This is a genomic window from Pseudomonas sp. PDM09 (assembly GCF_014852305.1).
Taxonomy (GTDB): Bacteria; Pseudomonadota; Gammaproteobacteria; order Pseudomonadales; family Pseudomonadaceae; genus Aquipseudomonas.
This window is the reverse complement of record NZ_JACVBI010000001.1, coordinates 987,847-1,002,718: the sequence shown is the minus strand read 5'-3', so window position 1 is coordinate 1,002,718 and position 14,872 is coordinate 987,847. Positions and strand designations below refer to the sequence as shown.

Genomic DNA, 14,872 nt, shown 5'->3' with positions numbered 1-14,872 from the left:
AAACCCTCTCTTACCAGCCGGACATTGTGGCGACACGCGCACGGTGCGACTGGGGCATGCCCAGATAGGCCTGATCGAACAACGCGCGCTTGAGCCAGACATGTGCGCCATATTCCCAGGTGTAACCGATGCCGCCATGGGCTTCGATCATGCGGCGAGTGATCTTCGGGTACACCTCGGTGATATGGGCTTTGGCCAAGGCCGCCGCCTCATGGGCGCCCAGCGGTGCGGTATCGAACAGATGGGCGGCGTACCAGTACAGGCCGACGCAGGGCTCCACCATCAATGCCATGTCAGCCAGTTGGTGTTTCACTGCCTGGAAAGCGCCGATTACCTGGCCGAACTGCTCGCGCTCCTTGCTGTACTCCACCGCCAGATGCACGGCCTGGGAAGCGCCACCGAAGGCATCGGCAGCCAACAGAATGAGCCCGGCGTCTACTATGCTCTGGCCAGCCGCCAATGGCAGACGCTCCATGGCGACCTGGTTGAATTCCAGGTGGGCCAGCGTACGCCCAGCATCTGTTGACGGGACCGCAGTACGCTCGATACCGCTGGAATCGCCCTGAACCACCGCCAGCGCGCCGCCCTTGAGGCCAACCACAATCAGATCAGCGCCTTCGGTGTGCAGCACGTACTGCTTGCGACCGGTCAGATGCCCTTCGCCTTCAAGGGTCCAGGTATCGGCTGTCCACTCACCCTTGGCTTCCGCCAAGGCCACCGTGGCGCGCAGTTCACCCGTCACCAACGCCGGCAGCCATTTGGCTTTCTGCTCGTCGCTGCCGGCAATGGTGATGGCCAGTGTCGCCAAGGCATGCTCGAAGAACGGACCCGGCATGGCATAACGCCCCACCGGCTCGGCCACCACGGCCAGATCCAGCAGGCCAAGACCGAGGCCGCCATATTCTTCCGGCACTACCATGCCGCCGATGCCCAGTTCCATCAACCCGCGCCAGAGCGTCAAGTCGGCGTGGCCATGCTCGTGCGGCTCAAGAGCGCGGTTCATCGGGCATTCGGTACGCAGATAATCCACCACAGCGTCCTGAAAGGCGCGCTGTTGCTCGTCTAGATCGAACCTCATTATTGACTGCTCTCCCGCGGCAAGCCGAGACCACGCTCGGCGATGATGTTGCGCTGGATATTGGAGGTGCCGCCGGCAATCGCCGCCGCCAGGGAGTTCATGTACTGATTCACCCAGCGCTCGTTACCCGGTCGGCGGTTACCGATTGGGGAGATCAACCCTTCGTCTTCGAGAATCGCATTGGCAACCTCCGCCACCGCCGCGGCGTAGTTGGATTGGCCAAGCTTGTTCATCATCTGCAGCAGGCCGCCACCATCACCAGACAGCTCGCGACTCATCTGAATGAAGCTGGAGCAGCGCTGCACTTCCAGCTCGGCCTTGAGCGCTGCCAGTCGATCACGTACCCAAGGATCCTTGATCGCCGGCACACCATTTTTGACGGTCCGTTTCGCCAACCCCAGCAGGCTGTCGAACAGGGACTCGGAGCGGTCGATGCCACCGAGCATGTTGCGTTCATGCTTGAGCAACGACTTCGATACGCTCCAGCCCTCGCCTCGCTCACCGACGATCCAGTCCTCGGGGGTCACCGCATCGGTGAAGAACACCTCGTTGAAATCATTGCCGCCGTTGATCTGCTTCATCGGGCGGATATCAATGCCCGGCTGATCGAGATCGATCAACAGGTAGGAGATACCCTGGTGCTTGCTCGCCTCCGGTTCGGTGCGAATCAGCGCGAACATGTACTGGCAGTCCTTGGCATAGGACGTCCATACCTTCTGGCCATTTATCACCCACTGTCCATCGCGCAATACGCCACGGGTCCGCAGGCTTGCCAGATCGCTGCCCGAGCCCGGCTCGCTGAAGCCCTGGGCCCAGCGATACTCGCCGCTCAGCGTCTTGGCGACAAAGCGCTCCTTCTGCCATTCGGCGCCGCGCTCGAGCAGGGTCGGCACCAGCATCTGCACGCCATTGCCTTTGATTTCCCCCGGCGCCTTGGCCGCAGCGAACTCTTCGGCAATGATTCGTGCCCGGATGACATCGGACGGCTGCTCAGAACCGCCGAAACGCTTGGGAATACCCCGATACAGGTAGCCGGCCTCAATGGCCTGCTGACGAAAGGCGACGACATCCGCACCTTCCTTCCAGGTTTCGCGAAGAAAGCCGCGTACCTGTTCGCGGTACTCGTCGTGTTCTGGTCCGTAGTTAAGTTCCATAGTCCGCGGCGCCTCAGTCGAACCCCAGGTCGTCCCAGACCTGGTTGAGGTTTTTCATGGCCTGGCGGCCGCCGACGCGATCCCGCTCGCGCAGAAAATTAATCTCGTCCTCTCGCCATACCACGTTGGAGAACAACGGGTGCCCTACGGTAGCGAAGTTAAGGAAGGCGCCAATACCCAGTCCATGGAAGTACTGCTGCAGCGCACGCTTGCCGAGCATCAGGTTGTCGGTGCTGTGGGCCGCCACGGCGCGGGCATATCGCAGCGATTCGTCTTCCAGTTTTTCACGCGGCACCACCGAGTTGGCGACCCCCCACTCTTTGAGCTCCTGGGCGCTCATCTTGCGACCGGTCAGGAGAATCTCCATCCCCCGGTTCAAGCCCAGGCGCAGCATGGTCATCGGCAGTTGGGTTTCAAAGCCGGCAAAACCAATGCGGCTCTGACGACGAGCTACATACGCATCTTCGGAGAGGATCAGAATGTCAGCCGTCATGGCAAAGGAGAACCCCTGCCCCAGTACAGCGCCTTGCGCTGCCAGGATCACCACCTTGTCGCCCCAAATGGTGCCGGTCAGGGTGCTGTCGAGCAGCTTTCGGATACCACGCATGCGCTTGGACTGGCCAAGCCGACCACCCTTTTTCAGGCCGAACGCCTCGACCGGCATTTTCTTGGTGTCTTCCCCGGAGCAGAAATCACTGCCGTTACCCGCCAGGATGATCACCTTGATCTCGTCGTCGTCCTGCGCCTTGGCGAACGCCTGGGCCAGCATGTCGTTCATGTCCGGCGTCACGATCGCATTCTTGCGGTGCGGCCGATTCAGCGTGATGCGGGCGATATGCCCATCGATGACCTCATAGAGAATGCTCTGAGAAAGATCTTCCTCGGTGTTATCGGGGATGTTGTTCATGGTCGTTTACTTCTCTTAAGCATTGATAAAGTCGTCGATGCGACCGTGGTAATGACGAATGCGCGCTTCTTGGTACCTGGCCAGCACCAAGCCTTTTTTCAGGGTCGACTGCAGCCCCACCCAGACGCCTTCGATGTTTTCGTAATCCTGATCGAAGATCGGCGCCAGACGCCCAAGTGCCGGGCAGTCGACAAAGGGCTTGTCCTCCGGCAACCAGAGGATTTCCGGGCTCTTCTGCATGGGCTCGGAAAGCAACCGCGGCGTCATCACGTAAACCTCCATGATGCAGCTGTCGTGGTTGTCCTTATTGGGGCGGAAGCGATAGACGATCGGAAGCCCCATGCCATACCAGGGCATGAAGTTAGGGAACAGGAAGTACTCGATCGCATCGAGCAACTCGACATCGTTGAGATGGTCCAGCGACTTGCCCATCGCAGCGGCGGCCGCTTGGCGGCGTTGATCCGCCAAGGCGCTGCGGTAGGTCATGCCTTCCGGAACTTGAATCGGCTCGCGCCCGGTGCCTTTGGACGCGTAGTCGGCAAACTCTTGCTGCGACATCTTGCGAGTGATACCGGAGGCCTGTGCTACCGACACGGTGGCCAGACGGCTGACGTTGCGATCGAAGATGTCGTACTGGGTCTCGGCGTACTCGGACACCGGCACCGACTGCGGGTGCGTCGGCATCACGTGGTAGGACTCGATAAACGCTTCCATCGCCACTTTCCAGTTGCCAGGCACGATGCGCGCGACATGCACGGCGACGCGGAAGTCTTCCAGCGGCAGTCGACTGAAATGCTCGGGCAGCACGCCGATCCACTTATCGAATGGCTCGGCGTTTTCGGCATCGGGATTGATGAACACGAAGCCGCCCCAGGTGCCGACCTTAGCCTCCGGCAGGTTCATATTGCGATCGCAGGTTTGCGGAAAATCCCAGTCCTCGGTAATGCGGCGATTACAGCCATTCAGATCCCATGACCACCCATGGAAAGGACAGGTAAAGGCGCCGGCCTTGCCTTGCCCTTTGACCAGACGCATGGCTCGGTGCAGGCAGGCGTTTGGGTAGGCCTTGATCTCATCTACAGCCGTGCGCACCACGATGAAGGAGCGATTGCCGATCTCGTAAGTGATGTAGTCACCGATCTCCGGGATATCGCCTTCATGGCAGGCCATCTGCCAAACACGCGACCAGAGCCCCTGCATCTCGCGCTCATGGAACTGCCGCGAGATGTAGCGCTCCACGGGCAGGTCTGCAGTCCCCATATCGAATGTGGAACGGGTAGCAAAAGCCCCTTCTATGGGGCGCTGTGCGTCTTCCGCCATGCGGATGCCGAGCGTGGGTTGTTTTGCTTGTTCTTTGCCGGACATGTCCCCTCCTCAATTCCTTTCATACGCCTGGGCGGTCACGGTTAACGTGCGCTGACGAACGACATCGCCAATATAGTTAACTAAGTTACACAGCACAAGCCCATTTGATTCACCGACATGACACCGTCGCCCAAACGCAGTCGCAAAAAAAAACTAGATAGATAAATTAGGTATACAAGTTAAATCTCTGCGGTTATTTTATTTTCCACAGGATTCAGACCTGCCTCAGTGCAGGCACTCAAGAATCACAACAACCTGAACCCTATTCATAGGAGATGTACGCGTGTCGACGCCCCCCCATAAAGACCCGGCCCCTCTCGCCTCCGCCGAAATGAAGGCCATCTACCGACGTGTCGCTCTGATCCGTGCCGCCGAACAGGCCATATCCAAGCAACTGCGTGCCGGCAAGATCTCCTTCAGCTTCTACCCCGTCACCGGTCAAGAGCTCGCTCCTTCCGTCCTGGCTCAATGCCTGGGCAGGGACGACCAGATGGTGACCATCTACCGCGGACTGGCAGACACCCTGGCCCGTGGCCTGCCTCTGCGTGAGCTGCTGGCGGAATGCATTGGTCACTCTGCCGGCGTATGCGGCGGCAAGGGCGGCGGCATGGGCGTGGCACGCGCCGACCTTGGTCTGATGATGACCACAGGTATCGTCGGCTCCAGCGCTCCGGTCGGCGTCGGCCTGGCCCTGGCCTCGCAATTGCAGAGCAGCGGCAAGGTGGTCACGGTCAGCTTCGGCGATGGCGCCACCAGCATTGGTGCTGTTCACGAGGCGATGCTCTTCGCTTCGCTGTGGAAGCTGCCGATCATCTTCGTCTGCCACAACAACGGTTGGGCCGAGTCCACTCCGCTCTCCGACTATTCCGTGCTGGAAAAGCTGGCCGAACGGGCTGATGGCTACCGCATGCCCGGTGTCACCGTCAGTGGTCGCGATCCGCATGCCCTGGCCGCCGTCTTCAATGAAGCCATCGAGCGCGCCCGCAGCGGTAACGGCCCGACCTTCGTCGAATCCATGACCTACCGTCTGTGCGGGCACTACTTTGCCGACGCCGGCGCCTATATGAACCAGGAAGAGTTGGCCGCCGAGCGCGCCCGCGACCCTATCGAGGCACTGCGTGCACAACTGCTAGCCGAAGGTCATGCCAACGAGGCAGAACTCCAGGCACTGGAAGCGGGTGTAGCGGATGAAGTGGCGCGTGACATGGCCACTGTGCTGGAAACCCCTGTTGCCCCCTTTACCGAAGCCGATGTGGTCAGCGATGTTTATCAAGACCCTGGCTTCCAACCGATCAGCCGCACTCGCCCGCAATCGTCTGCCCTACCGGCCGGTCCGATGCGCAAGGCGACAATGCGCGATGCGTTCAACGAAGCTCTCGCCATTGCTATGGAACAAGACGAACGCGTGATCATGCTGGGCGAAGACATTGCCGACCCAGCCAGTGGCGTGGTTGGTATCAGCCGCGGCCTGTCCACCCGTTTTGGTGATCGCGTGCGTTCTACACCGATTGCTGAACAAGGCATTTTCGGCGCCTGTGTTGGCGCCGGCCTGGCAGGCCTGAAACCAGTGGGCGAACTGCTGATGATGGACTTCCTGCCCGTGGCCATGGACCAGATGGTCAACCACGCCGCCAAAGCCCGCTACATGACGGGCGGACAGATGTCCGTGCCGATGACCATGATGACCTTGGTCGGAGCCGGCAATGGCGCCCAGCACTCGCAGTCAACCGAAGCCTGGCTGATGCACACCCCTGGCTTGAAAGTGTGCTATCCGAACAACCCGACCGACGCCAAAGGCCTGCTCCTGTCGGCGATCTTCGATCCGGACCCAGTGGTGCTGATCCATTCCATGCTGAACCTGTTTGGCAGCTCGGAAATGCCGGAAGGTGAGTACCGCATACCCCTGGGCCTGGCGGCCATCCGCCGCGAAGGCAGTGATGTATCGATCATCTCCTACGGCCCTGCGGTGGGCGATGCCCTCAAGGCTGCTGAAGCCCTGGCGGGCCAAGGTATCAGCGCCGAAGTCATCGACCTGCGCAGCCTGGTACCACTGGATGGCCAGACAATTCTCGAATCCGTCGCCAAGACCGGGCGTGCCGTGATCGCCCACCGCGCCACCGACTTCATGGGCCCAGCCGCCGAAATCTCCGCCCTGCTCTATCAGGAGCTGTTCGGCAAGCTCAAAGCTCCCATACAACGGATCGCTGGCGCCTACGCGCCCGTTCCGAAACATGGGGGCCTGCTCGGCCTTCATTACAAAGGCGCTGACGCCATCGTTAAAGCTACTCAGGAAATCATGAAATGACTGAACTCAGAATCCCAGCCGCCGGTGATGCCGTATCCGAAGTGCAACTGGTCGAATGGATCGCCGAGAACGGTGCGCAAGTCGCCGAAGGGGAAGTCATCTACTCGATCGAAAGCGATAAGTCCGTACTGGATGTGGAATCCCCGGCCAGCGGCACCCTGACCACCTTGGTCAATGCCGGCGAGATCTTCCCCATCGGCCATCTGGTCGGTCGTATCGACTGACACCCCCAGCCACCCTGGCGTCATCCCGGGGTGGCCACGACAACAAGAACTCCGTCAGTAATCAGGATTGCCTGGAGGCAACATGAGCGAAGCAGCAGGTATCGTCATACTCGGCGCCGGCCAGGCCGGTGGCGAGGTGGCAAGCGAACTCCGCAAACTCGGATACACCGGGCGCGTGACCATGATTGGCGACGAGCCTCATGTTCCCTATCGCCGCCCGCCGCTATCCAAGGCCTACTACGCGGGCCTGGTGACTGCCGAAGAGTTGTACGTGGTACCTCTTGCTAGCCTGGAAAAGGCTGAGATCGAATTTATCGGGGGCGTACGAGCTACCCATATCGACCGCGAACACAAGCAGGTCAGCCTGGAAGACGGACGCTCCATTCCCTACCACAAATTGGTGATCGCCACCGGCGGCCGGGCGCGCCCGTTGCCGCTGGAGGGTGCTGATCGCCCCAATGTCTTCTTGTTGCGCACTATCGACGATATCGAGCGTATTCGCGCCAGCTCCAAGCCTGGCGCCCGCATGGTGATTATCGGTGGTGGTTTTATTGGTTTGGAAACCGCCGCCGTCGCGCTCAAGCTCGGCCTTCAGGTCACTGTATTGGAAGGCTTGCCACGGGTACTGGCACGCGTGACGATCCCGGAAGTTTCGGCATTTTTCGAGCGAGTGCACCGTGAAGCCGGCGTGGACCTACGCACCGGCGCACAGGTCGCCGGGCTTGAAGGCGACGAACGAATCACCCACGTGCACCTGACGGATGGCAGCCGGATCGAGGCAGACCTGGTGGTGGTTGGAATCGGCTTGATCGCCAATACCGAGCTCGCCGAATCCGCCGGCCTGGTGGTGAACAATGGTGTGATCGTCGACGAATACGCCTGCACATCCGATCCCGATATCGTCGCCGCTGGCGACTGCACCAACCATCCGAGCCAATACCTGGGTAGACGGGTGCGCCTGGAGTCGGTCCCCAATGCAATGGAACAGGGAAAGGTCGCGGCAAATACCTTGATTGGCAACAAGGTGCCTTATCACTCGGTGCCTTGGTTCTGGTCCGACCAATACGACTTGAAACTGCAGATGGTCGGGCTCTCGGAAGGGTTTGATGAGTTCGTTGTACGCGGCGATCTGAGCGACCCAAACACCCGCTCTTTTGCCGTCTTCTACTTCAAAGATGGGCATTTGCTCTCCGTCGACGCCGTCAACAAACCCCAGGAATTTATGCTTTCCAAGAAGTTGGTGGCCGAACGGGCTCGGTTGAATCCGCAAGCTCTAACGAACGAAAAAGTGCCCTTCAAGACCCTCATCGCTGAGGCGCGAGCCTGATCCGTTTCGGCGGATCCCTTCAGCAGCCTGTACGACACCTTCGCGTGTCAGGAGACAAGCATGCCTAATGCACTGGCCTCATCGAACACAGAGGTCTGCTCTGCTCTGCCGCCCCAGCGGCGCGACTCACGCTACGATCAGACTCGCCGTAGCGCCCTCAAGTTGTTTGCCAGACAAGGCTTCAGCCATGTCAGCATGCGCGACCTGGCTAACGACCTTGGCATCAGCCCGGGCTCTATCTACAACCATATCGAAAGCAAGGAGCTGCTGCTCTTCGAGCTGATCGAGTCGGTCTATCTGAATCTGCTCGACCTAGTGGTGGCGTTTCGAGTCGACAGTGGCCGACCGGAAATAGCGATGCTGCAGATCATGCAGGCCCATCTTCAACTGCATGAAGACAGACGCCTGCACTTCCGGCTCGCCGAGCACGAATTCAACTGCTTGAGCAAACAGCATCAGGAAGAAATCCTGCTGCTGCGACGGCAATACGAGGAACACCTTTCCACGCTGCTGGGGCAACTGCTCGGCGCCGAGAACGCCGCGCTGCAAACCACCATTCCCCCGGTGCTGGTCGCGCTGCTGAACAATCTGCCAGCCTGGCTGGAACAGAGTGGCTCAACCGCTCTCCCCCGCAGCACGTTGCTAATCGACATGGCGACGGGGGTCCTATATGGCGCCCTGCAATTCAAGGTCTTTCCCCATCTTGATACTTCATACAGCCGCCCTTTGCCATCCCAAGGGCGCTAGCCACGTATCGCATCCCAAGAATAGGACACCTCCATGACCGCAGAAAATCGCAGCGTGCTACTGGCTATCGACGGCGCTATTGCCCGCGTCAGTTTGAACCGGCCTGAGGCACTTAACGCATTGACCGTCGACCTGGCACAAGGCTTTTTGCAAGCAATGCAGGAAATCGCAATCAATACCGATATTCGGGTGGTACTGATCAACGGGCTTGGCCGTGCTTTCTGCGCCGGTGGTGATCTCAGCTATCTGGATGGCGCTACCGCCGACAAGGCCCGCGCACTGATTGATCCGTTGCATGAAGCCATCGAACTGATGACGCAATTGCCGTTGCCGGTAGTGGCTGGCGTACATGGCATGGTCGCCGGAGCCGGGGTCAGCCTGGCACTTGCCAGTGACTTTATCCTGGCCGCCGAAGGCACCCGTTTCAACCTGGCCTACACCGGCATCGGCACCAGTCCCGACGCTTCGGCATCCTGGCATCTGCCGCGCCTGGTGGGCATAAACAAGAGCCTAGAACTGCTATTGCTTAGCGAGCCGTTCGATGCAGCCGAGGCGCTTCAGCTGCGTCTGATCAACCGCGTGCATCCTGCCGAGCAACTCCAAGATGCCTGTGAAGCCATGGCACAGAAGCTCGCCGTTGCCCCCACATTTGCTCTGGGGCAGACCAAACGCCTGGTACGGGAGTCGCCGCAGGCAACGCTCAAACAGCAGCTGGATGCCGAACGGGAAAGTTTCTGTGCTTGCACTCAGTCCCAGGACTTCAGCACTGGAATCCGCGCCTTTCTGAATAGGCAGAAACCTTCATTCACTGGCCGTTAACGCCCAAAGGCCAAGTCGAAGCGAGGGCATCGAGCATGCAGATGGACAACTCAGTTGCCGGCAAACCGGCTAACGTAATCACCGGGATAAAGCTGCGCGGAGCCGAAAAGCTCGCACGTATCCCGGTGAAGATCCTGCCCACCGAGGAGACGCCAAAGAAGCCCGATTGGATTCGGGTGCAGGTGCGATAAGCGTTCGGCGACTCACCCTGACTCCGTGCCAGGCGAATCGTCTATCTCAGTCCTTGCGCTTTGTCTGATCGTGCGACATATACCGACAGAAGCATTTACATCGAGGGCTTTTTGGTAAAATATATAACTTAGTTATCCATGTTAAAATAAGAAGAATTGCCATGAAGCTAGCCTTGCTGTTCCGCTCCGTTCCGCTCGCCGTTTTACTGGCCACCGTGCCGTTTATGGCGGCCAATGCCGACTACAAGGACCCGCTGGACAGTCCCGCCGCCTTCTCGCCGATGGCCGCCAGCACCCAGTTGCTGGATATCGCCACCGCTGGCCAGCGTTTGGTGGCAGTGGGCTGGCGTGGTCATATCCTTTACTCCGACGATCAGGGCCTGTCATGGACCCAGGCTAATAGCCCGGTTGACGTCGACCTAACAGCGGTTAGCTTTTCCTCGCCAAAGAATGGTTGGGCCGTGGGCCACAGTGGTGTGGTGTTGCACACCGCCGATGGCGGCGAAACCTGGAGCAAACAGCTCGACGGACGTACAGCTGGCCCACTGATGCTCGACTACTACGAAAGGAAGCTGAAGGACGGCGACGAGCAAGCGCAGAAGTACGTCGATGATGTGATGCTCAACACCGAGGGTGGCCCAGAACAACCATGGCTGGATGTCGCCTTCGTTGATGACCTGCATGGTTACGTGGTCGGGACCTTCAACCAGATCCTGTTCACCGCCGACGGTGGCAAGACCTGGGTCCCGCAGATGGACAAGGTCGACAATCCCGAGTCGCTGCACCTCAACGCCATTACCCGTGATGGTGATGCATTCTATATCGCCTCCGAGCGCGGGACCGTGTTCGTCAAAAGCCAGGGTGATGACCACTTCAAGTCTTCCTCGAGCGGCTACAACGGCAGCTTCTTCGGCGTACTGGCCAAGAACGGGCTGGTGCTCGCGTACGGTCTGAAAGGAACCCTCTACCGCAGCAAAGACCATGGCTCGACCTGGACTGCCATCGATGCCGGCGTGGACACCGCTCTAACCGGAGGCGCCATGCTCGACAACGGCCGGATCCTGCTGGTCAGCCAGGGTGGTCAACTGCTCAGCGCCCGCAACACCAACGCCGCCATCCAAGCCCTGAGCGTGGAACGCCCCACCATGTTTACCGCCCTTGTGCCGGTAGAGGCCGACAAAGTGGTGATTGTCGGTATGGCAGGTGCCCACCAGGAAACACTCAGCCCCACTCCCTGAGCCACCTTGAATTCAGCGTTTCCATCCAATTACAAGAATGAGGTATCCCCGTGGCCATGAACGCTCATAAGACAGCGTTACCGGTAATTAGCGACCCGAATGACTTCGACAGAAACTCGGGTGACTGGCTGGAACGCATGGTGTTCAACAACCGGATATGGGTGTTGCTCTTTTGCGCGATCATCACTTTGTTCTTCAGCTATCGAGCCACCCAGCTCACGGTCAACGCCAGCTTTGATGAAATGGTCCCGCAGAAGCACCCCTTCATCAAAAACTACCTGGAAAACAAAGACTCGCTGAAGGGGCTCGGCAACTCGATTCGGGTGGTGGTGGAAACCCAAAGTGGCGACATTTTCGACCCCGAATACTTGGAGGTTGTCAGACGCGTCAACGACAAGATCTTCCTGACGCCAGGCGTCGACCGCGCCTTGATGCGCTCGGTCTGGACCCCCATCGTGCGCTGGACGGAAATCACTGAGGAGGGCTACAAGGGCGGTCCGGTGATGCCCTTCGACTACGACGCCAGCGCCAACTCGATCAAAACCTTCAAGCTGAACGCGCTGCGCGCTAATCTACGCGGAAACCTGATCGGCTCGGACTACAAGTCCAGCATGATCATGGTTCCGTTGCTGGACAAACTGGCGGATACGGGCGTTCCTCTCGACTACAAAGCACTGTCCGACACCCTGGAGCAAGAAATCCGTGCGCCAATTGAGCACCCGCAAGCTGACTCGGAAAGTGCCCAGCTCAAAGGCAGCTACAAGATTCACATCATTGGATTCGCCAAACTCACCGGCGACTTGATTGATGGCCTGGCGAAGGTGCTGATGTTTTTCGGCCTATCCGCCCTTATCGCCGCAGCGATCATCTACCTCTACACTCGCGACCTACGCAGTACCGCCCTGTTGGTGCTAACTGCCTTGTGCGGCGTCATCTGGCTGCTCGGGCTGATGCAGTTGCTGGGCTATGACCTGAACCCCTACTCCATCCTTGTGCCCTTCCTGATCTTCGCCATCGGTATTTCCCATGGCGCGCAGAAGATGAATGGCGTGATGCAGGACATTGGCCGCGGCACCCACAAATACGTGGCGGCGCGCTACACCTTCCGCCGTCTATTCATGGCGGGTCTGACGGCCCTCCTCACCAACGTGGTGGGCTTCGCGGTGCTGATGATCATTGATATCCCAGTGATCCAGACGCTCGCCCTGACCACCAGCGTGGGTGTGTTGATCCTGATTTTCACCAAACTGTTCTTCATTCCTGTGGCACTGTCGTATATAGGCGTCAGCGAGAAAGCGGCACAACGCAGCATCCAGGCCGCCGAAAAGGCCCATCAACATCGCTTGAATCTGTGGTCCTTGCTCGTACGCTGTACAGAGCGACGCGTCGCTTTGCCGTTGGTAGTAGTGTCTTTGGCTGTTGGTGCAGTTGCCATTACGGTCAGCCTCAAATACCTGAAAATCGGCGACTTGGACAAGGGCGCGCCAGAGCTGCGCGCCGAGTCGCGCTACAACCAGGACAGCGAATATATCAACGAGTATTACGGCCTATCTGGCGATCAGTTCGCCGTGATTGTGAAGTCTTCTGAAGCAGACGGTGTTTCAAGCTTCCAGTCGCTGGTTAAACAGGACCGCCTGGCATGGATGTTGAAGCAACTACCGGAGGTCCTTGCCACCAGCTCACTTCCCGACAGTATTCGGCAGACCGCCTACGGCCAATTCGAAGGCAATCCCAAATGGCGAACCATCCCACGCAACCCCGGCGTTATTGGTCAAGCCGTAGCCCAAGCGATCGTTGACAGCCCCGGTGCGATCAACGGCAACGGTACCGTGACGCCGATGATTGCCTATCTTAAGGACCACAAGGCCGACACCCTAACTGCAGTGGCCAAGGCCGTGGAAACCTTCGCCGCAGAGAACAACGACGCCGACACGCAATTCCTGCTCGCCGCGGGTTCCGCCGGTATCGAAGCGGCTACCAACATCGTGGTCAAGGAGGCCAACTATCGGATCCTGGCACTCCTCTACGCGGCGGTAACCCTGCTCTGTTTCATCACCTTTAGAAGCTGGCGCGCAGTCGTCGTAGCAATGGTTCCCCTGCTTATTACGTCCTTCCTCTGCGAAGCCCTGATGGTGGCCCTCGGCATCGGCATCAAGGTCGCTACCCTGCCGGTAATCGCATTGGGCGTTGGTGTGGGCGTCGACTACGCCCTTTACCTGCTCAGCGTACAGATGCGCGCCCAACGTCTTGGCGCCACCCTGGCAGAGTCGTATGAACTGGCTATCGGATTCACCGGAAAAGTCGTGGCCCTGATCGGCATCACCATGGCCGCCGGCGTAATGACCTGGGCTTGGTCACCGATCAAATTCCAGGCCGACATGGGCATCCTGCTGACCTTCATGTTCCTCTGGAACATGCTGGGCGCGCTGGTATTGATTCCAGCACTGTCCAGCTTCCTGCTCAATGACCGGAAGGACATTCAGACAAGCGTCGACTTCGACCAGGTATCGCCCCATCCCACCGTGGAACCGCATGACACCGATAGCAGCCATCGGTTGGTTACGCATTCGCAGGGAATTGATGCGTTGGGGGGTGAGCGAATCTCCTAGCCGCTGCTCGCCCTGGTCGATGACAATAAGCCGACCAGGGCGTAGCAATGGGAAGCGGTGAAATCAGGAGGTGATGCGAATGCCGCCCGCTGAATATCGCTGTTTAAGCTTCAGTTCGATGTCGGCGATTTATTTCTCAGGAGCTTTGCGACAGGGCTCCCTATCAACGGGTACACAGCCCTCACCGTTTCAGCTCGTACCCTTTGGTTGTTGACGACCTGAATGGCCAGTTGGAGATTCGCTGGTCTTAAGAAAACGTCCAACAACTCAACTTGGTCTTTTATCCTCTTTCGACGATTTCCAGAATCATCACTTGCTTGAGAGCGCCCCGCCAGTTCCAGCTCCTTTTGGCTCAATCGCGCGTTGGTGGGAATCGCCTCTAACTGGCGACGTAGTTTCAACAGGGTTTCCTGATACAACTGCTGATCCAGTTGCAACCACACACCCAAGCCTTTGAGCTTACCAAATAAGTGCGGGTACCAGCGCCGTTCCTCGTACGACTTCCCCTTTTCGTCTTTACCCTTTTGATGAGTAAATACTCCCAAAACCCCCAAGGCGTTCCGCTCTCGAAAGTGATTGCCCTCAGCCTCTGGTTGTTTTGGGGCTGACGTTGCTGGAGGGAAGGCTTCTCCGACTGCATGGTCCTACCGTCCTTACCGCTGAGCGCCAGATGTTGGCGCTGGCTCTGTCGGCTCGGCTGGCGCTGTCGCGGTCCAAGAGCTCGAGTGGACGCCCCAGAACGCCACTGGCGGCATGGATGCTTTGGGAAAGCAGGATCAATACAGCCAGCAACAAACGCTTACGCGTGTTCGTTCCTTGGAAGTGTCATGAAAAAAAGCGCGCCCTCCGGTGGCGCAGCCCTCCCGTTCTTCGCCAGAAAATTGCTTTCACATTGTCTGCAGACAAAA

Annotated in this window: 12 protein-coding genes and 1 pseudogene; 8 read left to right on the top strand and 5 right to left on the bottom strand. The window is 58.9% G+C overall.

Annotation, left to right across the window (positions count from 1 at the left end; genetic code table 11):
* Nucleotides 1–10: 10 nt before the first annotated feature.
* From IB250_RS04445 to IB250_RS04430, 4 genes are read right to left on the bottom strand one after another with little or no spacing between them, the layout of a single operon-like run.
* Nucleotides 11–1,078, bottom strand: a complete 1,068-nt coding sequence (locus IB250_RS04445; protein WP_192343135.1) for an acyl-CoA dehydrogenase family protein — start codon at nt 1,076–1,078, stop codon at nt 11–13.
* The gene (locus IB250_RS04440; RefSeq protein ID WP_192343134.1) at nt 1,078–2,232 is read right to left on the bottom strand and encodes an acyl-CoA dehydrogenase family protein; all 1,155 of its coding nucleotides are present in this window, start codon (nt 2,230–2,232) and stop codon (nt 1,078–1,080) included. Before IB250_RS04440 ends, IB250_RS04445 begins: the two co-directional genes overlap by 1 nt.
* Nucleotides 2,233–2,245: 13 nt before the next feature.
* On the bottom strand, nt 2,246–3,139 hold the full coding sequence (locus IB250_RS04435) for an enoyl-CoA hydratase/isomerase family protein (RefSeq protein WP_192343133.1): 894 nt from the start codon (nt 3,137–3,139) through the stop codon (nt 2,246–2,248).
* Nucleotides 3,140–3,154: 15 nt separating this feature from the next.
* On the bottom strand, nt 3,155–4,504 hold the full coding sequence (locus tag IB250_RS04430; protein ID WP_192343132.1) for an aromatic ring-hydroxylating oxygenase subunit alpha: 1,350 nt from the start codon (nt 4,502–4,504) through the stop codon (nt 3,155–3,157).
* 283 nt (nt 4,505–4,787) lie between these two features.
* On the opposite strand from IB250_RS04430, the gene IB250_RS04425 reads away from it, so the two are divergent.
* The 8 genes and pseudogenes from IB250_RS04425 (at nt 4,788) to IB250_RS04390 (ending at nt 13,964) form a co-directional block, all read left to right on the top strand.
* Nucleotides 4,788–6,809: a thiamine pyrophosphate-dependent enzyme gene (locus IB250_RS04425; RefSeq protein WP_192343131.1), complete on the top strand. Its 2,022-nt coding sequence runs from the start codon at nt 4,788–4,790 to the stop codon at nt 6,807–6,809.
* On the top strand, nt 6,806–7,033 hold the full coding sequence (locus tag IB250_RS04420) for a lipoyl domain-containing protein (RefSeq protein ID WP_218396122.1): 228 nt from the start codon (nt 6,806–6,808) through the stop codon (nt 7,031–7,033). The genes IB250_RS04425 and IB250_RS04420 overlap by 4 nt, the downstream gene beginning before the upstream one ends.
* Before the next feature lie 82 nt (nt 7,034–7,115).
* Nucleotides 7,116–8,360: an NAD(P)/FAD-dependent oxidoreductase gene (locus IB250_RS04415; RefSeq protein ID WP_192343130.1), complete on the top strand. Its 1,245-nt coding sequence runs from the start codon at nt 7,116–7,118 to the stop codon at nt 8,358–8,360.
* Nucleotides 8,361–8,420: 60 nt separating this feature from the next.
* Nucleotides 8,421–9,107: a TetR/AcrR family transcriptional regulator gene (locus tag IB250_RS04410; protein ID WP_192343129.1), complete on the top strand. Its 687-nt coding sequence runs from the start codon at nt 8,421–8,423 to the stop codon at nt 9,105–9,107.
* Between the two features lie 33 nt (nt 9,108–9,140).
* Nucleotides 9,141–9,926: an enoyl-CoA hydratase/isomerase family protein gene (locus IB250_RS04405; RefSeq protein ID WP_192343128.1), complete on the top strand. Its 786-nt coding sequence runs from the start codon at nt 9,141–9,143 to the stop codon at nt 9,924–9,926.
* 35 nt (nt 9,927–9,961) lie between these two features.
* A pseudogene (locus tag IB250_RS04400) lies at nt 9,962–10,111 on the top strand (lipoyl synthase); the annotation flags it as partial.
* A 167-nt stretch (nt 10,112–10,278) separates the two neighbouring features.
* Entirely contained in the window at nt 10,279–11,355 is a 1,077-nt protein-coding gene (locus tag IB250_RS04395) for a WD40/YVTN/BNR-like repeat-containing protein (RefSeq protein WP_192343127.1), read from the top strand.
* A 56-nt stretch (nt 11,356–11,411) separates the two neighbouring features.
* Nucleotides 11,412–13,964, top strand: a complete 2,553-nt coding sequence (locus IB250_RS04390) for an efflux RND transporter permease subunit (protein ID WP_192343126.1) — start codon at nt 11,412–11,414, stop codon at nt 13,962–13,964.
* A 110-nt stretch (nt 13,965–14,074) separates the two neighbouring features.
* On the opposite strand, the gene IB250_RS04385 is transcribed toward IB250_RS04390, so the two are convergent.
* Nucleotides 14,075–14,518: a hypothetical protein gene (locus tag IB250_RS04385; RefSeq protein ID WP_192343125.1), complete on the bottom strand. Its 444-nt coding sequence runs from the start codon at nt 14,516–14,518 to the stop codon at nt 14,075–14,077.
* Between the last annotated feature and the right edge of the window lie 354 nt (nt 14,519–14,872).

Coding starts and splice junctions, on each gene's coding strand:
- IB250_RS04445 (WP_192343135.1), bottom strand. CDS start 1,078: ATGAGGTTCGATCTAGACGAGCAACAGCGCGCCTTTCAGGACGCTGTG.
- IB250_RS04440 (WP_192343134.1), bottom strand. CDS start 2,232: ATGGAACTTAACTACGGACCAGAACACGACGAGTACCGCGAACAGGTA.
- IB250_RS04435 (WP_192343133.1), bottom strand. CDS start 3,139: ATGAACAACATCCCCGATAACACCGAGGAAGATCTTTCTCAGAGCATT.
- IB250_RS04430 (WP_192343132.1), bottom strand. CDS start 4,504: ATGTCCGGCAAAGAACAAGCAAAACAACCCACGCTCGGCATCCGCATG.
- IB250_RS04420 (WP_218396122.1), top strand. CDS start 6,806: ATGACTGAACTCAGAATCCCAGCCGCCGGTGATGCCGTATCCGAAGTG.
- IB250_RS04415 (WP_192343130.1), top strand. CDS start 7,116: ATGAGCGAAGCAGCAGGTATCGTCATACTCGGCGCCGGCCAGGCCGGT.
- IB250_RS04410 (WP_192343129.1), top strand. CDS start 8,421: ATGCCTAATGCACTGGCCTCATCGAACACAGAGGTCTGCTCTGCTCTG.
- IB250_RS04405 (WP_192343128.1), top strand. CDS start 9,141: ATGACCGCAGAAAATCGCAGCGTGCTACTGGCTATCGACGGCGCTATT.
- IB250_RS04395 (WP_192343127.1), top strand. CDS start 10,279: ATGAAGCTAGCCTTGCTGTTCCGCTCCGTTCCGCTCGCCGTTTTACTG.
- IB250_RS04390 (WP_192343126.1), top strand. CDS start 11,412: ATGAACGCTCATAAGACAGCGTTACCGGTAATTAGCGACCCGAATGAC.